The 22,698-nt window shown below is 74.3% G+C and carries 17 protein-coding genes; 1 reads left to right on the top strand and 16 read right to left on the bottom strand.

Annotation, left to right across the window (positions count from 1 at the left end; genetic code table 11):
* Positions 1–114: 114 nt before the first annotated feature.
* Positions 115–921, bottom strand: a complete 807-nt coding sequence (locus tag IF30_RS0132270; protein ID WP_030245082.1) for a TrmH family RNA methyltransferase — start codon at positions 919–921, stop codon at positions 115–117.
* Positions 922–1,010: 89 nt separating this feature from the next.
* Here IF30_RS0132270 and IF30_RS0132265 point away from each other — a divergent pair, with 89 nt between their 5' ends.
* Positions 1,011–3,752: a SpoIIE family protein phosphatase gene (locus IF30_RS0132265; protein ID WP_078891876.1), complete on the top strand. Its 2,742-nt coding sequence runs from the start codon at positions 1,011–1,013 to the stop codon at positions 3,750–3,752.
* 108 nt (positions 3,753–3,860) lie between these two features.
* Here the strand turns inward: IF30_RS0132265 and cobA are convergent, their stop codons facing one another.
* The 15 genes from cobA to argC form a co-directional block, all read right to left on the bottom strand.
* Positions 3,861–5,108 carry a uroporphyrinogen-III C-methyltransferase gene (gene cobA / locus IF30_RS0132260; protein ID WP_051711689.1) on the bottom strand — a complete coding sequence of 416 codons (1,248 nt, stop codon included), beginning with the start codon at positions 5,106–5,108 and terminating at the stop codon, positions 3,861–3,863.
* A gap of 105 nt (positions 5,109–5,213) precedes the next feature.
* Positions 5,214–9,101, bottom strand: coding sequence for a nicotinate-nucleotide--dimethylbenzimidazole phosphoribosyltransferase (gene cobT, locus IF30_RS0132255; protein ID WP_030245077.1), 3,888 nt, complete (start codon positions 9,099–9,101; stop codon positions 5,214–5,216).
* Between the two features lie 529 nt (positions 9,102–9,630).
* Positions 9,631–10,887 (bottom strand): precorrin-6y C5,15-methyltransferase (decarboxylating) subunit CbiE, encoded by a 1,257-nt coding sequence (gene cbiE, locus IF30_RS0132250; protein WP_030245075.1) that lies wholly within the window; start codon positions 10,885–10,887, stop codon positions 9,631–9,633.
* 172 nt (positions 10,888–11,059) lie between these two features.
* Entirely contained in the window at positions 11,060–11,722 is a 663-nt protein-coding gene (locus IF30_RS0132245) for a GNAT family N-acetyltransferase (protein WP_030245074.1), read from the bottom strand.
* 208 nt (positions 11,723–11,930) lie between these two features.
* Positions 11,931–12,755 carry a MetQ/NlpA family ABC transporter substrate-binding protein gene (locus IF30_RS0132240; RefSeq protein ID WP_030245072.1) on the bottom strand — a complete coding sequence of 275 codons (825 nt, stop codon included), beginning with the start codon at positions 12,753–12,755 and terminating at the stop codon, positions 11,931–11,933.
* Between the two features lie 57 nt (positions 12,756–12,812).
* Positions 12,813–13,541, bottom strand: coding sequence for a methionine ABC transporter permease (locus IF30_RS0132235; RefSeq protein WP_051711688.1), 729 nt, complete (start codon positions 13,539–13,541; stop codon positions 12,813–12,815).
* A complete protein-coding gene (locus IF30_RS0132230; RefSeq protein ID WP_030245069.1) occupies positions 13,538–14,563 on the bottom strand; it encodes a methionine ABC transporter ATP-binding protein in 1,026 nt (341 codons plus the stop codon). The genes IF30_RS0132235 and IF30_RS0132230 overlap by 4 nt, the downstream gene beginning before the upstream one ends.
* A gap of 549 nt (positions 14,564–15,112) precedes the next feature.
* Positions 15,113–15,613, bottom strand: a complete 501-nt coding sequence (locus IF30_RS0132225; protein WP_030245067.1) for a GNAT family N-acetyltransferase — start codon at positions 15,611–15,613, stop codon at positions 15,113–15,115.
* A 127-nt stretch (positions 15,614–15,740) separates the two neighbouring features.
* The gene (locus IF30_RS44120) at positions 15,741–16,115 is read right to left on the bottom strand and encodes a hypothetical protein (protein ID WP_158835634.1); all 375 of its coding nucleotides are present in this window, start codon (positions 16,113–16,115) and stop codon (positions 15,741–15,743) included.
* 107 nt (positions 16,116–16,222) lie between these two features.
* Positions 16,223–17,647: an argininosuccinate lyase gene (gene argH, locus IF30_RS0132215; protein WP_030245063.1), complete on the bottom strand. Its 1,425-nt coding sequence runs from the start codon at positions 17,645–17,647 to the stop codon at positions 16,223–16,225.
* Between the two features lie 115 nt (positions 17,648–17,762).
* Positions 17,763–18,311 (bottom strand): arginine repressor, encoded by a 549-nt coding sequence (locus tag IF30_RS0132210; RefSeq protein WP_030245061.1) that lies wholly within the window; start codon positions 18,309–18,311, stop codon positions 17,763–17,765.
* A gap of 23 nt (positions 18,312–18,334) precedes the next feature.
* Positions 18,335–19,540 carry an acetylornithine transaminase gene (locus IF30_RS0132205; RefSeq protein WP_030245060.1) on the bottom strand — a complete coding sequence of 402 codons (1,206 nt, stop codon included), beginning with the start codon at positions 19,538–19,540 and terminating at the stop codon, positions 18,335–18,337.
* Positions 19,537–20,412, bottom strand: coding sequence for an acetylglutamate kinase (argB, locus tag IF30_RS0132200; RefSeq protein WP_051711692.1), 876 nt, complete (start codon positions 20,410–20,412; stop codon positions 19,537–19,539). Before argB ends, IF30_RS0132205 begins: the two co-directional genes overlap by 4 nt.
* Positions 20,413–20,494: 82 nt before the next feature.
* Complete coding sequence (gene argJ / locus IF30_RS0132195; protein WP_030245055.1) at positions 20,495–21,649, bottom strand: bifunctional glutamate N-acetyltransferase/amino-acid acetyltransferase ArgJ; 1,155 nt, start codon at positions 21,647–21,649, stop codon at positions 20,495–20,497.
* A 14-nt stretch (positions 21,650–21,663) separates the two neighbouring features.
* On the bottom strand, positions 21,664–22,692 hold the full coding sequence (gene argC / locus IF30_RS0132190) for an N-acetyl-gamma-glutamyl-phosphate reductase (RefSeq protein ID WP_030245052.1): 1,029 nt from the start codon (positions 22,690–22,692) through the stop codon (positions 21,664–21,666).
* Between the last annotated feature and the right edge of the window lie 6 nt (positions 22,693–22,698).

Raw genomic sequence — 22,698 nt, 5'->3', positions numbered from 1 at the left:
GAGAGCTTCCGCCGCCCCTGAGGGCTCCGGTCCTCGCGGATCTCGAAGGTCATCGCATCCCCTGAACTGGGGTGTTGCAACAACCACTAGAACCCAAGGTGGGAGCAGCGGGCCTCAGCCGGCGGTGACGGCGTAGAAGGCGACGGCTGCGGCGGCGCCCACGTTCAGCGAGTCGATGCCGTGCGCCATGGGGATGCGGACGGCGTGGTCGGCGGCGGCGATGGCGCGGGGGGTGAGGCCGTCGCCCTCGGCGCCGAGCATCAGGGCGGCCTTGGGGAGTTCGTGCGGCGTGAGGGCGGCGAGGTCGACGGCGGTGTCGGCGGGGGTGAGGGCGAGGAGGGTGAACCCGGCGGCCCGGACGGTGTCCAGGGCTGCGGGCCAGGGGTCGAGGCGCGCGTACGGGACCGCGAAGACGGCGCCCATGGAGACCTTGACGGCACGCCGGTAGAGCGGGTCGGCGCAGTCCGGCGACAGCAGGACGGCGTCCATGCCGAGGGCGGCCGCGCTGCGGAAGATGGCCCCGAGGTTGGTGTGGTCGACCAGGCCCTCCAGGACGGCGACCCGGCGGGCCCCGGTGAGCACGTCGGCGGCGTCCGGGAGGGGCTTGCGCTCCATCGAGGCGAGGGCGCCGCGGTGCACGTGGTAGCCGGTGACGGCTTCGGCGAGCCCGGGCTCGACCACGTGGACCGGGGCGTCGGCCCCGGCGATGACGTCGGCCATCACGTCCAGCCACTTGGCGGTGAGCAGCATCGACCGCATCCGGTAGCCGGCGGCGAGGGCGCGGCGGATGACCTTCTCCCCCTCCGCGATGAACAGGCCCTCGGCGGGTTCGCGGCGACGGCGCAGTTCGACGTCCGTGAGGCCGGTGTAGTCGGCGAGGCGGGGGTCGGCCGGATCGGTGACGGTGCTGGGTTCGGACACCCTGCGATCTTGCCAAGCGGGGGCGGGGAAGACCAAACGGCCGACGGGACGGGGTGGTCCCCGGCTGACGGGAGTGCAAACATGACCCTATGGCCCGTTACCCGGGCCGATCCTGGGCTCCGTCGGCCTCTGGCGCCACTGGCTCCGCCGGCTCCCCCGGTGGGCGCCCACACGGTCGGCCGCAGCTGCCGCGCGCGAAGCGGTCGTGGCCGGTCTGGCACCGGTCGGTGGCCGGGCAGGTGTTCGCCCTGCAGATCCTGGTCGTCCTGCTGCTGGTGGTGGCCGCCGTGGTCGCGCTGGTGGTCCAGTCGCACAAGGACGCCGACAACGAGGCCCGCAACCGGTCCGTGGCGGTCGCGCAGACCTTCGCCAACTCGCCGGGGATCGTCGACGCGCTGCGCTCCCCCGACCCGACCGCGATCCTGCAGCCGAAGGCGCAGTCCGCGCGGATCGCCTCGGGCGTGGACTTCATCGTGGTGCTGAACAACCAGGGCATCCGCTACACCCACCCCAACCCGGCCCGGATCGGCCAGAAGTTCGTCGGCGACTACCAGCCCGCACTACAGGGCCAGGTGGTGACGGAGCACATCACCGGCACCCTCGGCCCGCTGGTGCAGGCCGTGGTGCCGGTGTACGCGCCGAGCGGCCAGGTGGTCGGGCTGGTCTCGGCGGGCGTCACGCTGGCGCACGTCAGCACGGCGAGCGAGCGCCAGCTGCCGGTGGTGCTGGGCGCGGCGGCCGGTGCGGTCGGCCTGGCCACCCTGGGGTCCGCGCTGATCAGCCGACGGCTGCGGCGGCAGACCCACGGGCTGGGCCCGGTCGAGATGACCCGGATGTACGAGCACCACGCGGCCGTGCTGCACGCGGTGCGCGAGGGCGTCATGATCGTCGGCGGGGACGGGCGGCTGCTGCTCTGCAACGACGAGGCCCGCCGCCTGCTGGACCTGCCGCCGGACGCCGAGGGCCGACCCGTCGCCGAGCTGGGCCTGGAGCAGGCACCGCTGGAGCTGCTGATCGCCAACCGCCAGGTGACCGACGAGGTGGTGCTGTCCGGCGAGCGGCTGCTGGCGGTGAACGTCCGGCTGACCGACCAGGCGGGCGGGCCGCCCGGCTGCGTCGCCACGCTGCGTGACTCCACCGAGCTGCTGGCCCTGTCCGGCCGGGCCGACCGCGCCCAGCGGCGGCTCCGGCTGCTGTACGACGCCGGGGTGACGGTGGGCAGCACCCTGGACGTGACGCGGACGGCGGAGGAGCTGGCCCAGGTCGCGGTCCCGAGGTTCGCGGACTTCGTCACGGTGGACCTCGCGGAGCAGGTCCTGTCCGGCGAGGAGCCCCCGGTGGGCGTCTCGCTGGGGCGGATGCGGCGTGCGGCCGTGACGGGCGTACGGGACGACGCGCCGTTCTACCCGGTCGGCACCGTGCTGGACGTGGTCCCCGAGACCCCGCTGGCCGGGGCCCTGCACACCGGGGAACCCGGCCTGGAGCCGCACCTGGCGGAGTCCTGGCGGTGGCGGGACCAGGACCCGGAGCGGTCGGCCGAGATGGTGGCGTACGGGGTGCACTCGCTGGCGCGGGTGCCGCTGCGGGCACGCGGGGTGCTGCTGGGGGTGGCCCGGTTCTGGCGGGCGCAGCGGGCGGAGCCGTTCGAGCCGGAGGACCTGGCGCTGGCCGAGGAACTGGTGTCGCACGCGGCGGTGTGCATCGACAACGCCCGCCGCTACACCCGGGAGCACGCGATGGCGGTGACGCTGCAGCACAGCCTGCTGCCGCGCCGCCTGCCCGCGCAGAACGCGCTGGAGGTGGCGCACCGCTACCTGCCGGCCCAGGCCGGGGTGGGCGGGGACTGGTTCGACGTGATCCCGCTGCCCGGCGCCCGGGTGGCGCTGGTGGTCGGCGACGTCGTGGGGCACGGGCTGCACGCGGCGGCGACGATGGGCCGGCTGCGGACGGCGATCCACAACTTCTCGACCCTGGACCTGCCGCCGGACGAGTTGCTGGGCCACCTGGACGAGCTGGTGAACCGGATCGACCAGGACGAGGCGGCGGGCGGCGAGAGCGCCGGGCTCACCGGGGCGACCTGCCTGTACGCGATCTACGACCCGGTGTCGCGGCGCTGCACGATGGCCACCGCAGGGCACCCGCCGCCGGCCGTCGTGGACCCGCAGGGCCGGGTGGTCTTCCCCGAGCTGCCGACCGGGCCGCCGCTCGGGCTGGCGGTGCTGCCGTTCGAGACCGCCGAGCTGGAGCTGGCGGAGGGCAGCCGGCTGGTGCTGTACACGGACGGCCTGGTGGAGGACCGCGAGCGGGACATCGACGAGGGTCTGGAGCTGCTGCGCGCGGCGCTCTCCGGCCCGCCGCGCACGCCCGAGCAGACCTGCGCGGACGTGCTCGGGGCGATGCTGCCGGTGCATCCGCAGGACGACATCGCGCTGCTGGTGGCGCAGACCCGCGTGCTGGCGCCGGACCACGTGGCGGAGTGGGACGTGCCGTCGGACCCGGCGGCGGTCGGGGTCGTGCGGGCGCAGGTGGCGCGGCGGCTGGCGGAGTGGGGGCTGGACGAGGCCGCGTTCGTCACCGAGCTGATCCTGAGCGAGCTGGTGACCAATGCGATCCGGTACGGCTCCGGGCCGATCCGGGTGCGGCTGCTGCGCGACCGCGCGCTGATCTGCGAGGTGTCGGACGGCAGCAGCACCTCGCCGCACCTGCGGTACGCGGCGACCGAGGACGAGGGCGGGCGCGGGCTGTTCCTGGTGGCGCAGTTCGCGGACCGCTGGGGGACGCGGTACACGGCGACCGGGAAGGTCATCTGGACGGAGCAGCCGCTGGAGTAGGAAGTCGGACGGGCCGACTTCCCACTCCGGGACGGGTTGCTCCGGGGCACCTGCTCCCGGGAGGCCGGCTCCGGGGAGGTCCGCTCCCGGGAGGCCCGCCTCGGTGGCTCAGGCGCGGAAGGCCGCGGCCAGGACGTTGACGACGTCGCCGACGACGATGACCGCCGGCGGCTTGACGCCCTCCGCCTCGACCACGGCGGCGACGGTGCCCAGGGTCGCGTCCACCCGGCGCTGAGCGGCGGTGGTGCCCTCCTGGACGATCGCGACCGGCGTGTCCGCCGCCCGGCCGTACTCGACCAGCCTGGCGGCGATCGCGCCGATCTTGTCCACGGCCATCAGCAGCACCAGGGTGCCGCTCATCCGCGCGGCGGCCTCCCAGTTGGTCAGCGAGCGCTCGTCGTCCGGTCCGACGTGGCCGGAGATCACCGTGAACTCGTGGGTCATGCCGCGGTGGGTGACCGGGACGCCGGCCGAGGCGGGAACGCTGATCGAGCTGGAGATGCCGGGCACGACGGTGACCGGGAGGCCGGCCTCGGCGCAGGCCAGCAGTTCCTCGCCGCCGCGCCCGAAGACGTACGGGTCGCCGCCCTTGAGCCGGACCACGAACTTGCCGGCCTTGGCGTGCTCGATCAGCGTGCGGTTGATCGCCTCCTGGGCCATGAACCGGCCGTACGGGATCTTGGAGGCGTCGATCACCTCGACGTGCTCGGGCAGTTCGGCGAGCAGCTCGCGCGGGGCGAGGCGGTCGGTGACCACCACGTCGGCGTCGGCGAGCAGACGGCGGCCGCGCACCGTGATCAGGTCCGGGTCGCCCGGGCCGCCGCCGACCAGGGCGACGCCCGCACCGTGCGAACGGTACTGGCGGGCGGCCAGCGAGCCGTCCCGCAGGCCGTCCACGATGGCGTCGCGCAGGGCCGCCGAGTGGCGCGGATCGCCGGTGAGGACCGCCACGGTGGCGCCCGCGTCCCGGCCGCTGGCCGGAGTCCAGGCGGTGGCGGCGGAGGCGTCGTCGCTGCGGGAGCAGAACACCCGCTCGCGTTCGGCCTCGGCGCTGACGGCCGTGTTGACCGCCGGGTCGTCGGTGGCGACCAGGACGTACCAGGCGCCGGCCAGGTCGCCGTCCCGGTACGGCCGGGCGTGCCAGGTGAGCTCACCGGCGTCCGCCATGGCCTGCACCGCCGGGGTGGTGGCCGGCGATATCAGCTGCAGGTCGGCCCCGGCGGCGATCAGGGCGGGCAGCCGCCGCTGGGCGACCTGGCCGCCGCCGACCACGACGACGCGACGACCGGCCAGCAGCAGGCCGACCGGGTAGGGGGTGAGGCCCTCGGTGCTCGGGTGCGGGTTGGGCGCGGTCATCGGCGGTGCTCCTGATCGGGGTGTGGGTGGGGGCGGTACGGCGAGACACCGCTCCGCGGGCCGGCGCGCCCTCGGGCCGGTCCGCGGAGCGGTGACGGGTGTACGTCAGGCCTTCTCGGTGACCCCGGCGGAGTCGAAGGTGGCTACATCGTGCATCGCCCGGGCCGCGCTCTGCACCAGCGGCAGGGCCAGCAGGGCTCCGGTGCCCTCGCCGAGTCGCAGGTCCAGGTCGATCAGCGGACGCAGGCCGAGCTTCGCCAGCGCGGCCTGGTGGCCCGGCTCGGCGGACCGGTGGCCGGCGATGCAGGCGGCCAGCACCTCGGGCGCGATCGCCTTGGCGGCCAGCGCCGCCGAACCGGCGATCACGCCGTCCAGGATCACCGGGGTGCGCAGCGACGCGGCGCCCAGCAGGAACCCGGCGATGGCCGCGTGCTCCAGGCCGCCGACGGCGGCCAGGACGCCGACCGGGTCGCTCGGGTCGGGCCGGTGCAGCGCCAGCGCGGCGCGGATGACCTCGATCTTGCGGGCGTGGGTCTCGTCGTCGATGCCGGTGCCCCGGCCGGTGACCTCGGCCGGGTCGAGGCCGGTGAACACCGAGATCAGGGCGGCGGAGGCGGTGGTGTTGGCGATGCCCATGTCGCCGGTGACCAGTGCCTTGTTGCCGGCCGCGACCAGGTCGCGGGCGGTCTCGATGCCGACCTCGACGGCCTTGAGGACCTCCTCGCGGGTCATCGCCGGTCCCTGCGTCATGTCGGCGGTGCCCGGGCGGACCTTGCGCGGCAGCAGGCCGGTGGCACGGCCCTGCTGGACGGCGTCCGGCAGGTCGGCGGCCACACCGACGTCGACCACGCAGACCTCGGTGCCGATCTGCCTGGCGAAGGCGTTGATCACCGCTCCCCCGGCCAGGAAGTTCCCGACCATCTGCGCGGTCACCTCCTGCGGCCAGGGGCTGACGCCCTGGGCGTGCACGCCGTGGTCGCCGGCGAAGATCGCCACGCAGGCGGGCTCCGGGATCGGCGGCGGGCACTTGCGGGACAGGCCGCACAACTGGGCGGAGATGATCTCCAGCATGCCGAGCGAGCCGGCCGGCTTGGTCATCCGCTTCTGCCGGTCCCAGGCCTCGCCGAGCGCCTTGGCGTCCAGCGGGCGGATGCCGCGCAGGGTGTCGGCGAGCAGGCTCTGCGGCTCCTCGCCGGGCAGCGCGCGGTTGCCGTACTGCTCCTCGTGGACGACCCAGGCCAGCGGACGCTTCTTCGCCCAGCCCTGCTGCTCCAGCTCCGGCTCGTCCGGGAAGGAGTCGACGAAGCCGACGCACAGGTAGGCGACGACCTCCAGGTGCTCCGGCAGCCCGAGTTCGCGGACCAGCTCCTCGTCGTCGAAGAAGCTCACCCAGCCGACGCCCAAGCCCTCGGCGCGGGCGGCCAGCCAGAGGTTCTCGACCGCCAGGGCGGCCGAGTACGGGGCCATCTGCGGCTGGGAGTGGCGGCCCAGGGTGTGCCGGCCGCCGCGGGTGCGGTCGGCGGTCACCACGATGTTGACCGGGGTCTCCAGGATGGCCTCGGTCTTGATCTCCTTGAACTGCTTGGCCCGGCCCTTGGGCAGCGAGTCCGCGTACGCCGCGCGCTGGCGCTCGGCCAGGGCGTGCATCCGCCTGCGGGTCTTGGCCGAACGGATGACCACGAAGTCCCAGGGCTGCGAGTAGCCGACGCTGGGTGCGGTGTGGGCGGCCTCCAGGACCCGGATCAGCACCTCGTGCGGGATCGGGTCCGGACGGAAGCCGTTGCGGATGTCGCGGCGCTCGCGGATCACCTGGTGGACGGCCTCGCGGTCGGTCTCGCCGTAGCCGGGGGCGGCCGGGCCGCGCGGCTCGGCGGGCTCCTCGGTCTGCTGCTCCTCGGCCGACCGGTCGGCGACGGGCTGCCCGCCCTGCGGCTCGGCCTGCTGGTCGGCGGCCTGCTCGGCCTGCGGCTCCTCGGCGGCGGGGGCCTCGGGAGCCTGCTCCGGGGCGGGCTCGGCGGCGTCGACAACGGCGGCGGCCGGCTCGGCGACGGCTTCGGCGGAAGCCTCGCCCTGGGCCTGCTCGGCAGCCGGCGCGGCCGCGGACTCGGCCGAAACCGCAGCCACCGGGGCCTCGGGAGCCTGCTCGGCAACGGCCTCGCCGGCGGCCTCGGCACCGTTCTCGGCGGCATCGACCACGGTGTCGGCCTGGTCGGCGACCGCCTCGGGCGCGGCCTCCGCGGCGGGCTGCTGCTCGGACTCCTGAGCGGCGGCCTCGGCGGGCTCGGCGGGCTGCGCCGACGGCTCGACGGCGGCCTCGGCGACCGGGTCGACAACGGCGGCGGCAGCGGCGGCGGCAGCGGTGTCGCCGTCGGCGGGCTGCTCGGCGGGCTGCTCGGCGACCGGCTCGACCGCGGCCTCCGCCGGGATCTCAACCGGGGCCTCGACCGGGACGGCCTCCTGCTGCTGCGGCTGCTCGGGCTCGGCGACGGGCTCGCTGACGGCCTGGCCGGACGGCATCTCGCCGGTGCCCGCGGCGGTCTCGGCGACCGGCTCGACGACGGCCTCCGGCGCGCCTTCGGCGGAGGCACCGGACTCGGCGGCCGGGACGGGCTCGGTGCCGGGCCCGGCCTGCTCCGGCTGAACGGCCTCGACGGCCTGCGGCGCGTCGGCGGCCTGCGGCGCGTCGGCGGCCGCTATGGGCGCGGGCTCCTGCGGCGGCGCCGCCTCGGCCTCGGGAGCCTGCGGAACTGCGGCGACCTTGGGCAGGCCGTGCGGGGTGGGCGCGGCGAGGAAGGCGGAGATCCGGCGCGGCTGACCGGCCGGCGCAGCGGCCTCGGGCTGCTCGACGGGCGCGGGGGCGCCCTCGGCGACGGCGGGCTCGACGGCGACGGCGTCGGTGACAGCACCGTCGACGGCGACGGGCTCGACGGCGGCGGGCTCGACGGCGGCGGGCTCGGCCGGGGCCTCGGGCACCGCCACGGGCTGAGGCGCCATCACGGGCTGAGCGGAGTCGACGGCCTGCACGGACTCGACGGCCTGCACGGGCCCGCCTGCCTGGGCGGCGGCGTGAGCACCCTGCAGGGCCTGCACGGCCTCCGGGAGCTCGGCGACCTCGACCACCTCGATCGCCCCGACCGTCTCGACGGCCATCACGGCCTCGATCGGCTGCGCGGCGAGCGGCACCTGCACGGCCTGATGGGCGTCCTGCGGGTACGGCAACTGCTGCCCCTCCGTCACCGGCGCGCCCTGGACGGCCGGAGCGACCGGCGGCGCCGTCGGGGCGTCCTGCGGTACGGCGGCCGGAGCCGGGACCGCGGCCTCGGGCATCGGCGGCCGCCCGACGACCGGGATGCCGTGCGCGGGCGTGCCGCCCTGCGACGGGCCGCGGTCGGCCAGCGAGCGGACCGGGACCTGGCCGGTCATCAGCGACGGGTCCGGGATCGGCGGGCCCGCGTGCAGCGGGCGGCGCGGCGGCTGAGCCTGCGTCATCGGCTGCTGCGCCTGCGGCTGGGTGGGGACGGCCTGCGGCTGGGCGTGCTCGGCGCCGAGCACCGGCGGGTCCACCGGCGGCCAGGACGGCTCGACCGGCATGCCCTCCTGGTGCGGCGCGTGCGGCGCCTGCTCGGCCGGGACGGACGCCATCGGCTCGCCCCAGGAGCCCTGGGGGCCGGGCATCAGCAGGACGTCGTCATCGTCGTCCAGGCCGTCCGGCGCGTCGGGCTGGTCGAGGAAGTGGAAGGCCGGGCGCGGTACGCCCGGATCGGCGGCCCACCCCTCGGCGGTGAAGCCGTGCTGGCCCTGCGGCGGGATGACGCCCGCACCCGGGGGCATCGCGCCGACCGGGGCCGCCGGGTTCGGGATCACACCGCCGTCCGTCGCGACGCCCTGCAGGGGTGCAACGCCCACGACGCCCTCCGGTCCGCCGAGCGGGGCGTGCCCGGCGTTCAGGTGCTCCGGCAGTCCCTCGCCCGGGACGTGGCCGCCATCGGTCATTGTCAAAGCTCCTTCCAGGCCGCTGCCGCGCCCTTGGCGACACGATCACCGATCGCAGCGCCCATCCGCACGGGCCGGGCCTGCGACCGACCCGCCCCTCAACCACACGCGGCCGCCGCGCCGAAGCGCTGCGGCCCGAGTCCTTCCGGCGCACTGCGGCACCCGGCCCGGCGCACCGCCACACGGGGCGGCACACATCGTCTGAAACAACGACAACCCGGAGCAACCGGCACGACCGCACCGGACCCTACGGCATTCTCCAGGTCCGGCACGCGGCCCGTCGAATTGCCCACAGTCCGAGCGGAACGGGGTTGCACCACGTCAAAAAGGTGACAAACCGACCGAATCGGGTGGACCGCCGATCGCTGCAGCCGCCCAGGACGTCACACTACCGGCCCGGCGCGCTCACCTCCCGAATCAGTGTCCGGATGCGACCTGGATCACCGTCGGAACCCCCTCCGCGCTCACCCCGCGCGCCCGCCCCTGCCCACCCGTGGCACCGGACGGTCCCGGGGCGCACCCGAGGCCTTCACACGATCTGCTCACCCCAGAGCACCAGCACGCCGGCTCCGGCCGCCCCGAGTTCCAGCCCGCCGCCCTCCCCGGCGGACCGCAGCGGCGTCGACTGCAACAGTGCGCCGTCCGCCCGGTAGCCGGCCTCGCCGATCGCCCGGCGGACCTCCTCCGCCTCGGCGAAGGTCCGGGGCAGCGCGACGAACCGCTCCGGCCTGCGGGCCAGCACCGCGCGCACCACGTCCAGGCCGCCGGACTCCACCACCGCCGCGTCGGGCTCCGGCAGGCCGCCCAGCACCTCGGGGCCGCTGCCGTACACCGCCTCCACCTCGACGCCGTACCGGCGGGCGTTGACGGTCAGCCGGGCGCAGGCCGAGCGGGAGCCCTCGACCGCGACCACGGCCGCGCCGAAGCGGGCCGCCTCGACCGCGAGGGCGCCGCTGCCCGCACCGACCGACCAGACCAGGTCCCCCGGCCGTGCACCCAGACGGGCCAGCACCAGGGCGCGCACGTGCGCGGGGAGCACGTCCGACGCGCCCGTCTCGCCACCCGTGCGCCCGGCGCCCGCGTAGGCGTCGCCGGGGAGCGCCCAGCCGCTCTCCGCGCCGGGGTAGCCGATCGGGCGCCCGGCCAGCCAGCCGGCCGCCTGGTCCACCGCGGCGGCCTGGGCGGCGCCGCCGATCACCAGCACCACGTTGGGGTCGCGCCAGACGTGGTCGGCGATCCGGTCGGACGTGAGGACGGTGACGTCCTCCTCCGGCGTACCGAGGGCCTCGCAGACCACGAAGGTCCGGTGCACCCCGCGCAGCATCAGGGCGAGTTCGGCGGGCCCGGCGCCCGGGGCGGTGAGCACCGCGACCTTGGGGTGGGCCCGGCAGATGTTGGCCGCGCGGCGCAGCCGTCCGCCGTGGGCGCTGACCACCTGGGCGTCCTCCCAGGGCATCCCGGCCCGGGCGAAGGCGGTGGCGACGGAGGAGACGGCGGGCAGCACCTCCAGCTCGAGGCCGTACTCGGGGCGGCGCAGAATACGCACCACGCCGAAGAAGCCCGGGTCGCCCTCGGCGACCACGACGGCTGCGCCGCGGTGCTCGGCGATCCGTCGGGCGGCCGGCTCGATCGCGCCGAGGGCGATCCGCTCGGCGCCCTCCGGCACCGGGAGGGCGTTCAGTTGGTAGGGGGCTCCGGCGACCAGGGTCGCCGCGGCGAGGGCCGCACCGGCGGCCTCGGTCAGCGGCGTGCCGTCCCACCCGATGACCGTGATCCGGTCAGCCATCTGCGGCCGTTCCCCCTCGACTCGGTGCGCCACTCGGGGCGCCGTCGTGCGGCGCCGGTGGAGAGGCTACCGGGTGTCGTCCCCCGGGCGCCGACATCTCGCACACATGTCCGTGCCGAGTCCGTGCCGAGTCCGCGCCGAGTCCGCGCCGAGTCCGCGGCGCGGTGCCGGCTCAGTCGCGCAGCACGTAGCGGTGGTCGCCGGGCCAGCCGTGCGGGTGCGGTTCGGGCGACTCCAGGTCCTCCGGGAGCAGGCTCCACAGGATGAGGTCGCTGCGGCTCTCCGCGGACGCCTCACCGGACGCTCCGGGCTCCCCGGACTCCCCGGATTCGCCGCGCACTATCCAGGCGCTGCGCAGCACGCCCTCGCTGATGCCGCCGATCTTCTGGGCGACCTGCTGGGCGGCCGTGTTGCCGGCGGCGGTGCGCATCTCCAGGCGCAGGAAGCCCCGGTCCTCGAACAGCCACTGCGCGACGCCGAGGACGGCCTCCGGGGCGTAGCCCTCGCCGCGCGCCCAGGCGGCGGTGACGTAGGAGATCTCGGTGCTGCGCAGCCGCCAGTCGGTGTTGCGCAGCTCGACCAGGCCGACCAGGCGCTGGGTCAGGTGCTCGGTGACGGCCAGGACGATGCCGCGGCCGGCGGCCCGGTGGGCGGGGGCGAGGGAACGGGCGAGTTCGGCCGCGTGCTCCTCGGTGAAGGGGTGCGGGAGGTCGGTCCACGCCAGGACGAGGTCGTCGGCCATCATCGTGGCCAGGCCGGGGGCGTCGTCCTCCGCAAGGGGTCGCAGCAGCAGCCGTTCGGTGCTGATGGCGGTCTCGGGGAAGCTCGCTGCCATGCCGTCTCTCCTCGCCGGGTCGTGAACACAACACCGTACGCCTCCGTCGCACTCCGGGTACCACCTGGTGCGCTGCGCGCACGACGGTACGTCAGAACGCCGTCGCCCGGGGCGTGCCGGGTGCATACTGCCCGACCGGGCCCCTGCCGAGGTGCGGCGGGGGCCCGGTCGGGCGTCGGGCTTCGGCCGGCGGGGCGGCCGGCGACGGTCAGAAGGCCGGGACGACCGAGCCCTGGAAGGTGTCGGTGATGTACTTCTTGACCTCGTCCGAGTGCAGCAACTCGGCGAGCTTCTTGACCCGCGGGTCGTTCTCCTTGCCCTTCTTGACGGCGAGGATGTTGGCGTACGGGTTGCCCTCGGCCTTCTCCAGCACCAGCGCGTCGGTGGCCGGCTTCAGGCCGGAGTCGATCGCGTAGTTGCCGTTGATGACGGCGGCGTCGAGGTCGGAGACCGAGCGGGGCAGCTGGGCGGCCTCGAGTTCCTTCCACTTGAGGTTCTTCGGGTTGCCGGTCACGTCCGCCGGGGTCGCGGTGGTGGTGACGCCGTCCTTGAGGGTGATCAGCTTGTTGTCGGCGAGCAGCTTGAGCGCGCGGCCCTCGTTGGTGGCGTCGTTGGGCAGGCCGACGGTGGCGCCGTCCGGCAGGTCGGTGATCGCCTTGACCTTCTTGGAGTAGAGGCCGAGCGGCTCCAGGTGCACGGTCTCCACCGAGACGATGGTCGTGCCGCGCTTCTTGTCGAAGTCCTCCAGGTACGGCACGTGCTGGAAGTAGTTGGCGTCGGCCGAACCGTCCTGCACCGCCGTGTTGGGGGTCACGTAGTCGGTGACCTCCTTGATGTCGAGCTTGAGGCCGGCCTTGTCCGCGAGGTTGTCCTTGACGTACTTGAGGATCTGCCCGTGCGGGGTGGGGCTGGCGACGATCTTGAGCGGCGCGTTCGGGTCCGCGGATGAGGAGCCCGAGCTGCCGCAGGCGGCGAGGGAGAGCGCGAGGCCGGCGGTGGCCAGGACGGTGGTGAACTTCAGGGCGTTGCGCACGAAAAGTGCCTTTCTGCGTGGTACGGGGAGCCGCGTCCGGAGTCGGACGAGGGAGGTCTAGGAGGCGACGGCGTCCTTGTCGGGGGTCGTCGCGGTGCGGCCCGTCAGGCGGGTCCGGCCGCCGGTGCGGCCGCGGTGGGTGAGGCGGCCCACGGCGAGGTCGCCGATCAGCTGGACGGCGGTGACGATGATCACCAGCTCGGCCACGATGACCCACATGAAGGCCGTCTCGAAGCGCTGGTAGCCGTAGTTGACGGCGAGGGTGCCGAGGCCGCCGCCGCCGACCGTGCCGGCCATCGCGGAGTAGCTGATCAGCGTGATGACCGTGGTGGTGACGGAGGCGACGATGCCGGGCAGCGCCTCGGGCAGCAGGGTCTTGCGGACGATCGTCCAGGTGCTGCCGCCCATCGACTGGACCGCCTCGACCAGGCCGCGGTCGACCTCACGGACGGAGGTCTCGACCAGGCGGGCGAAGAACGGGATGGCGCCGATGGTCAGCGGCACGGTCGCGGCCTGCCAGCCGATCGAGGTGCCGACCAGCCAGCGGGTGAAGGAGATCAGCGCGATCATCAGGATGATGAACGGCACCGAGCGGGCGAGGTTCACCACGAAGCCGACGGCCTTGTTGACGACCTGGTTGGCCAGCAGGCCGCCCTTGTCGGTGAGCACCAGCAGGACGCCCAGCGGAAGGCCGAGCAGCACGGTGACGGCCGTGGAGACCCCGACCATCTGGAAGGTCTCCTGGGTGGCCGGCCCCATCAGCTCCTGCATCTGGTCCCAGGTCATGCCACCGCTCCGTTCGCCGCACCGATCACGTCCACCTGCAGGCCCTGCTCGCGCAGGAAGCCGATCGGCACCACGTTGTCCTGGTGGCCGCCGGACAGTTCGACCCGCATCCGGCCGACCATCCGGCCGGCGATGGTCTCCACGGCCGCGCCGAGGATGTTGATGTCGATCTGGTAGGTGCGGGCCAGCTGGGAGACGAACGGCTGGGCCGAGGCGTCGCCCTGGAAGGTGATCTCCAGCACGGTGGAGCCGGGGCGGCCGGTGCCGAACTCGCTGAGCGGGAACAGCTCGCGGGCCAGCTCGGAGCCGGGCGCGGCCAGCAGGTCGGTCAGCCCGCCGGACTCGACCACCCGGCCGCCGCGCATCAGGGCGGCGGAGTCGCAGACGGACTTGATGACGTCCATCTCGTGGGTGATCAGCAGGACGGTGAGGCCGAGCTGCTGGTTGAGGTCGCGCAGCAGCTTGAGGATCGAACGGGTGGTCTCCGGGTCGAGCGCCGAGGTGGCCTCGTCGGAGAGCAGCACCTTGGGGTCGCCGGCCAGGGCGCGGGCGATGCCGACGCGCTGCTTCTGGCCGCCGGAGAGCTGGTCGGGGTAGCTGCGGGCCTTGTCGCCGAGGCCGACCAGGTCGAGCAGTTCGGCGGCGCGGCGGCGACGCTGGGTGCGGTCCAGGCCGATGATCTCCAGCGGCAGCTCGACGTTCTGCTGCACGGTCCGCGAGGAGAGCAGGTTGAAGTGCTGGAAGACCATGCCGATCCGGCGGCGCGCCTCGCGCAGTTCCCGGCCGGCCCGGTTCTCGCCGCCGGACAGCGCCGTGAGTTCCACCCCGTCCACGGTGACGGTGCCGGAGGTCGGGCGCTCCAGCATGTTCACGCAGCGGATGAGGGTGGACTTGCCGGCTCCACTGGTGCCGACGACTCCGTAGACCTCTCCCGGACGGACGTGCAGGTCGACACCGGCGAGGGCGGTCACCTCGCGGCCTCGGGAACGGTAGACCTTCGTGAGGTCCGTGGTGGTGATCACAGCTGCTTCCGTGGGTCGGGGCGGGCGGCGTGGGGCGACCAACCGGCCGGGTTGCGGCCGGGCGGCGTCCTACGGCGCTTCACCAGGGGGTCCGGACCCGCCGCCCCTTGGTCGCGGCCGTCGGACGGCCGGGCCGCGCGACGGCGTGGCCCTTGCGAGTCACCGGCGCCCGCGGGTCGGCGGGCGTGGCAAGGGGAGGGGTACGGGAGGAGGGGACGCGCTCACACGGGCGGGAGCGGCGCCGGAGTCTCGCTTCGGGGCGCGAGGGGAGGGCACCCGCGCGGGGTGCCGGGGGCGGTGGCCCTCAGCGGTGACACATTCGACGACACATGGCACGCTCACCTGCCGGCAGCGTGCCGGTGGGGGTGCAGTTCGTCGTCGCAGTCATGTGAGCCAGTAAAACAGATGGGTCGAGGTCCGCCCAATTGTTCGACCACGCTGTCCGCATTGCGGACACTTACCGCTGCCACCAGCGGGGATGTGCCTCGGCGCCGCCACCGGAACGTCCGAATGGTGGCGGCGCCGAGGGCCGGGCGTCGGCGGGCCGGCTCAGGCCGTCGCGGCGAGCGGCGTACTCGCGGGCTTCTCCAGGTGGACGAAGCTCAGTCGGCTGCTGACCTGCTCGACCCTGGTCTGCCGGTAGCCCTGGCGGGCGTACAGGCGCAGGTTGCCGAGGCTGCGGTGGCCGGTGTAGAGGCGGTAGGAGCTCACCGGGCCGTCCTCGGCGAGGCGCCGCTCCAGGGCGTCCAGGAGGCGGCCGCCGAGGCCGTGGCGCTGCATCCGCGGGTGGACGACCAGGCGCTCTATCCGGCCCACGCCGTCGGGGCCGCGATGGCCGCGGACGGTGCCGACCACCTCGTCGCCCAGCCGGGCCACCAGGAAGTACCGCTCGGTCAGTTCGGCGCGCAGGCTCTCCAGGCTCTGCGTCAGGGGCTCGATCGCCCAGTCGCCGTACAGCTCGGCCTCGGGCTGGTAGCCGAGGTACTGGAGCTTGAGGATCTGCTCCGCGTCCTCGGCCTCCGCAGCCGAGATGATCACGCTCATGCCCATGTGGAGGGGCCTCCCCAGTCGTCGTGCCCTGCGCGCAGAGGGTGGCGCGCTCACGCTCAGTATCCGAGTGATCGCACCACCGTCAAGGGCTGCGTTCGCCAGCGCTCTACCCGGGTGTCAGCTCCCCTCAACCTTCCGGGGCCCGGACGTGGCGAGGGTCACGCCCGGGCGGAGCGGGAGGCTGCGGGGACGGGGAGAGGGGCGGGCGGCCGCAGGGGGCGCAGGATGCCGCCGCCCGGGGGCGCTCACGGGTAGCGCTCCGGTGGAGGAGGGTCCGCAGGCAGGCGAGGCAGCGAGAGCGGGTGGGGCCGATGGAGCCGCGGGGCATCGCGAGGCGCTCGGAGAGCTCGCGGTAGGTGGGCGGCGGATCCTCGGCGAGGGCGGCGATCAGCTCCGGGCAGCGGCCCGGCAGGGCGGCGACGGTCTCGCGGACCACGCGGCGGCGGAGGCTGGCGAGGTAGACGTCCTCGGCGGAGGGGACGGGCGGAAGGGTGGTGCACACACCGTGCATGACGGCCCGGGGCGGGGCCGGTTACGCCCGGGCCGGGGCGCGGACGCCGGAGGGGCGCGCCGGCCGGACCGCCGCGCCCCTCCTCCGCCGGCCTTCGGTCAGCCCCGGGCCCACTCCTGCTGCCGCGCCAGGTCCGCCTTCACCTCGGCGAGCTGGACCGCGACCGCCGAGGGGGCGGTGCCGCCGCGCCCGTCGCGGGCGGCGATGGCGCCGTGCACGCTGAGCACCGACCGGACCTCCGGCGTCAGGTGCTCGGAGATCGCGGCGAACTGCTCGTCCGTCAGGTCGGACAGCTCGATGCCCTCGGCTTCGCAGACCTTGACGCAGGCGCCGGCCACCTCGTGCGCGACCCGGAACGGCACGCCCTGCTTGACCAGCCACTCGGCGATGTCGGTGGCGAGCGAGAAGCCGGCCGGAGCCAGCTCCTCCAGCCGCTCCCGGTGCACGGTGAGGGTGGCCATCATCCCGGTGAACGCGGGCAGCAGCACCTCCAGGGTGTCGCAGGAGTCGAAGACCGGCTCCTTGTCCTCCTGCAGGTCCCGGTTGTAGGCCAGCGGCAGCGCCTTGAGGGTGGCCAGCAGGCCGGTCAGGTTGCCGATCAGGCGGCCGGACTTGCCGCGGGCGAGCTCGGCGATGTCCGGGTTCTTCTTCTGCGGCATGATCGAGGAGCCGGTGGAGAAGGCGTCGTGCAGCGTGATGAAGCCGAACTCCTTGGTGTTCCAGATGATCACCTCCTCCGCGATGCGGGAGAGGTTGATGCCGATCATCGCGGTCACGAACGCGAACTCGGCGACGAAGTCGCGGGAGGCGGTGCCGTCGATGGAGTTGCCGACCGAGCCGCCCTCGAAGCCGAGGTCGGCGGCGACGGCCTGCGGGTCGAGGCCGAGGGAGGAGCCGGCCAGCGCACCGGAGCCGTACGGCGATACGGCGGTGCGGGCGTCCCACTGGCGCAGCCGCTCGGCGTCCCGGCCGAGGGCCTGCACGTGCGCGAGGACGTGGTGGGCGAAGAGGACCGGCTGGGCGTGCTGGAGGTGGGTGCGGCCCGGCATCGCGGTGTCCGGGTGGGCTTCGGCGAGGCCGACCAGGGCCTGCTGGAGGTCGAGCAGCAGGCCGCCGATGGTCTTCGCGTGGTCCCGCAGGTACATCCGGAACAGGGTGGCGATCTGGTCGTTGCGCGAGCGCCCGGCCCGCAGCTTGCCGCCGAGGTCGGGGCCGAGGCGCTCCAGCAGGCCGCGCTCCAGGGCGGTGTGGACGTCCTCGTCGGCGACGGTGCCGGTGAAGGTGCCTGCCTCGACGTCGGCGAGCAGGCGGTCCAGGCCGGTCAGCATGGCGGCGAGCTCGTCGTCGGAGAGCAGGCCCGCCTTGTGCAGGACGCGGGCGTGGGCCTTGGAGCCGGCGATGTCGTACGGCGCGAGGCGCCAGTCGAAGTGGACCGAGGCGGAGAGCTTGGCCAGCGCCTCGGACGGGCCGTCGGCGAAGCGCGCGCCCCAGAGGCGGACGTCGGCGGACTGCTGCGCGGTCATCGCGTGGCTCCTTCACACATTTGCAGTAGGTGGCATAAGTATGCACTACGCCGCATGAAAGGCAAAACCCCGGCCGGACGGGATTCCGTCGGCCGGGGCTCCCCGGGCCAGGGCGCTACTGCGCCTTGGCCTGGGCCAGTTGCATGAGGTGGTCGGCGAGCGCCTGGCCGCCGGCCGGGTCGCGGCTGATCAGCAGGACGGTGTCGTCGCCGGCGATGGTGCCGATGATCTCGAACACCTCGGCCTGGTCGATCGCCGAGGCCAGGAACTGCGCGGCGCCCGGCGGGGTGCGCAGCACCACCAGGTTGCCGGAGGCCGTCGCGGAGACCATGAGCTCGCCGGCCAGCCGGGCCATCCGGCCCTCGCTGGCCGACTCCCCCATCGGCGCACGCGGCGTGCGGTCGCCGCCCTCGGCCGGGACGGCGTAGATCAGCGCGCCGTCCCGGTTGCGGATCTTGACCGCACCCAGCTCGTCCAGGTCCCGGGAGAGGGTGGCCTGGGTCACCACGAGCCCGTCGTCGGCGAGCAGCTTGGCGAGCTGGCTCTGCGAACGCACGGGCTGGCGGGTGAGCAGGTCCACGATCCGCCGGTGGCGCGCGGTGCGGGTCTGCGGGACCTGCGGCGTCGGGCCGGCGGCGGAGGGGCCGGAGTGGGAAACGGTCATGTGATTATTCTCCCGGACGACGGTCAACTCGCATCGGCCGGGGCGCTCCCGCGCACCGCCCGGAGGATGCCCGGCAGCGCCGCGAGGAAGGCATCCGCCTCCTGCTCGGTCAGCACCAGCGGCGGGGCCAGCCGGACGGCGTCCGGGACGGCCGCGTTGACCAGGAAGCCCGCCTCCTGCGCCACGGCCTGGACCTTGGCCGAGACCGGCTCGGTGAGCACGATGCCGAGCAGCAGGCCGGCCCCGCGCACGTGCGAGACCAGCGGGTCGCCGATCGCCTCGACGCCCTGCCGCAACCGCTCGCCGAGCTTGCGGACGTGCTCGAGCAGGCCTTCGGACTCGATGGTGTCCAGGACCGCCAGCCCGGCCGCGGCGGCCACCGGGTTGCCGCCGAAGGTGGTGCCGTGCTGGCCGGGGGTGAGCAGTTCGGCGGCCGCCCCGAAGGCGAGGACGGCGCCCATCGGCAGGCCGCCGCCGAGCGCCTTGGCCAGCGTGACGACGTCCGGCTCGACGCCCTCGAAGGCCTGGTGGGCGTACCAGTGGCCGGTACGGCCGACGCCGGTCTGGATCTCGTCCAGGACCAGCAGGGTGCCGGTGGCACGGGTGATCTCGCGCGCCGCCCTCAGATAGCCGTCGGGCAGCGGGACGGCACCGTTCTCGCCCTGGACGGGCTCCAGGAAGACCGCGGCGGTCTCGGTGGTCACGGCCGCGCGCAGCGCCTCGACGTCCCCGAACGGCACGTGGGTGACGTCCCCGGGCAGCGGGCGGAACGGGTCCTGCTTGGCGGGCTGGCCGGTGAGCGCGAGGGCTCCCATCGTCCGGCCGTGGAAAGCTCCCTGGAGGGCGACCAGGTGGGTGCGGCCGGTGCGCCGGCTGATCTTGAACGCGGCCTCGTTCGCCTCGGCACCGGAGTTGCAGAAGAACACCCGGCCGCCCGCCCGGCCGTCCAGCGCCAGCAGCCGCTCGGCCAGGGCGATGGTGGGCTCGGCCATGAAGAGGTTGGAGACGTGGCCCAGGGTGGCGATCTGCCGGCTGACCGCCTCGACGACGGCCGGGTGCGCGGTGCCCAGGGCGTTGACGGCGATGCCGCCCAGCAGGTCGGTGTACTCCTTGCCGTCGGCGTCCCAGAGCTTGCTGCCCTCGCCGCGCACCAGCGGGATCCGGGGGGTGCCGTAGTTGTCGGTGAAGGCGTGCTGCCACCGGCCGGCCAGTTGCTCGTTCGCGGTCATGCCAGTCCCCCGGTCACGGTCGGCTCGTCGTCGGGCACGACCATCGTGCCGATGCCCTCGTCGGTGAAGATCTCCAGCAGCAGGCTGTGCTGCACCCGGCCGTCCAGGACGCGGGCGGTGCCCACGCCGGAGCGGACGGCGCGCAGGCAGCCCTCCATCTTGGGGAGCATGCCGCTGGCCAGGCCGGGCAGCAGCTCCTCCAGCTCGCTCGCGTTGAGCTGGCTGATCACGTCGTCGGAGTTCGGCCAGTCCTTGTAGAGGCCCTCGACGTCGGTGAGGACGACGAGCATCTCGGCGCCGAGCGCGACCGCCAGGGCGGCGGCGGCGGTGTCGGCGTTGATGTTGTAGACGTGGCCGTCGGCGCCGCGCGCGATCGAGGAGATCACCGGGATCCGGCCGTCGGCGATCAGCGCCTTCACGGCGCCGGCCTCGATGTTGACGATGTCGCCGACCAGGCCGATGTCCACCTGCTCGCCGTCCACCACCGCGTAGCGCTTGACCGCCGTCATGGTGTGCGCGTCCTCGCCGGTCATGCCGACGGCGAACGGGCCGTGCCCGTTGAGCAGGCCGACCAGCTCGCGCTGCACCTGGCCGGCCAGCACCATCCGGACCACGTCCATGGTCTCGGGGGTGGTCACCCGCAGGCCGTTGGTGAAGCTGGACTCCAGCCCGAGCCTGTCGAGTTGGGCGCTGATCTGCGGGCCGCCGCCGTGCACCACCACCGGGTGGAGGCCGGCGTAGCGGAGGAAGACGACGTCCTGGGCGAAGGCCGACTTGAGGCTGTCGTCCACCATGGCGTTGCCGCCGAACTTGATCACGACGGTCTTGCCGTGGAAGCGCTCCAGCCACGGCAGCGCCTCGATCAGCGTCATGGCCTTGGGCAACGCGGTGTTGTTGCGGGCCTGTTCGCCCTTGGGTGCGATCTGCACGGGTATCCCTCGTCTGGAACGCGGATCAGGTGGAGTAGGCGCTGTTCTCGTGGACGTAGTCGGCGGTGAGGTCGTTGGTCCACAGCGTGGCGCTCGCCGTACCGGCGTTGAGGTTCGCGGTGATGACGACCTCGCGCCCCTTCATGTCCACCAGGTCGCGGTCCTCGGCCACGCCGCCGTCCCGGCAGACCCAGACGCCGTTGATGGCGACGTCCAGCCGGTCCGGGTCGAAGGCGGCGGCGGTGGTGCCGATCGCGGCCAGCACCCGGCCCCAGTTGGGGTCTTCGCCGTGGATGGCGCACTTGAGCAGGTTGTTGCGGCTGATCGTCCGGGCGACGTCGACGGCCTCGTCCTCGGTGGCGGCGCCGGTGACGTCGATCCGGATGTCCTTGCTCGCGCCCTCGGCGTCGCCGATCAGCTGACGGGCCAGGTCGGCGCTGACGGTGCGGACGGCCTCGGCGAACTCGGCCCGGTCCGGGGTGGTGCCGGACGCGCCGGAGGCGAGCAGCAGCACGGTGTCGTTGGTCGACATGCAGCCGTCGGAGTCGATCCGGTCGAAGGTGGTGCGGGTGGCGCCGCGCAGCGCCGCGTCCAGGCCTGCGCTGTCCACGGCGGCGTCGGTGGTGAGCACGACCAGCATGGTGGCCAGGCTCGGGGCGAGCATGCCCGCGCCCTTCGCCATGCCGCCGACCGTCCAGCCCGCCGGGCTGGTGACCTGGGCGGTCTTGTGCACGGTGTCGGTGGTCTTGATGGCGATCGCGGCGGCCTCCCCGCCGGTCTCGCTGAGTTCCCCGGCGGCCTGCGTGACGCCCGGCAGCAGCAGGTCCATCGGCAGTCGTACGCCGATCAGGCCGGTGGAGGCGACGGCGACCTCGCCAGCGTTGAGCCCCAGCTCCTCGGCGACCTTCTCCGCGGTGGCGTGGGTGTCCTGGAAGCCGAGCGGGCCGGTGCAGGCGTTGGCGCCACCGGAGTTGAGGACGACGGCGGAGACCTGGCCGCCCTTGAGGACCTGCTCGGACCAGAGCACGGGCGCGGCCTTGACCCGGTTCGCGGTGAAGACGCCGGCGGCGGCGAGCGACGGGCCGTCGTTGACCACCAGGGCGAGGTCGGGGGTGCCGGAGGCCTTGATGCCGGCGGTGACGCCGGCGGCCCGGAAGCCCTTGGCGGCCGTCACGCCCAGGTTGCTGGTGTGGCTCACGGTGCGACTCCGTTCACGGGAAGGCCCAGCTCCTCGGGGAGGCCGAGGGCGATGTTCATGCTCTGCACCGCGCCGCCCGCGGTGCCCTTGACCAGGTTGTCGATCGCGCTGATCGCGATGATCCGCCCCGCGGTGGAGTCCAGGGCGACCTGGACCAGGGCGGTGTTGGCGCCGTAGACGCTGCTGGTCTGCGGCCACTGCCCCTCGGGCAGCAGGTGGACGAAGGCCTCGTCCGCGAACGCCTCGGTGTAGGCGGCGCGCAGGCTCTCGGCGCTCACCCCGGGCCTGGCCTTGGCCGAGCAGGTGGCGAGGATGCCGCGCGGCATCGGAACGAGGGTGGGGGTGAACGAGACGGTGACCGGCTCACCGGCGAGCGGGGTGAGGTTCTGCACCATCTCCGGGGTGTGCCGGTGCACGCCGCCCACGCCGTACGGGCTCACGCTGCCCATCACCTCGCTGCCCAGCAGGTGCGGCTTGGCGGCCTTGCCCGCGCCGGAGGTGCCGGAGGCGGCGACCACCACGGCCTCCGGCTCGGCGAGGCCGGCCGCGTAGGCGGGGAACAGCGCCAGGGAGACGGCCGTCGGGTAGCAGCCGGGTACGGCGATGCGGTTGCTGCCCTTCAACGCGGCGCGGTGGCCGGGCAGTTCGGGCAGGCCGTAGGGCCAGGTGCCGGCGTGGGCGGAGCCGTAGAACTGCTCCCAGTCGGCGGCGGCCCGGAGTCGGAAGTCGGCGCCGCAGTCGACCACCAGGACGTCCCCGCCGAGCGCCTCGGCGACGGCGGCGGACTGCCCGTGCGGCAGCGCCAGGAACACCACGTCGTGGTCGGCCAGCACCTCGGGGGTGGTGGGTTCGAGGACGCGGTCGGCGAGCGGGATCAGGTGCGGCTGCAGCGCGCCCAGTCTGGTGCCCGCGTTCGAGCCGCCGGTGAGCGCCCCGATCTCCACCTCCGGGTGGCCGAGCAGCAGGCGCAGCACCTCCCCGCCCGCGTACCCGCTCGCGCCGGCGACGGCGACTCGCAATGCCATGGCGTT

This window comes from Streptomyces sp. NRRL S-350 (assembly GCF_000719705.1).
Taxonomy (GTDB): domain Bacteria; phylum Actinomycetota; class Actinomycetes; order Streptomycetales; family Streptomycetaceae; genus Kitasatospora.
Note: the sequence above shows the minus strand (reverse complement) of the source record. Positions and strands in the feature narration are given on the sequence as shown.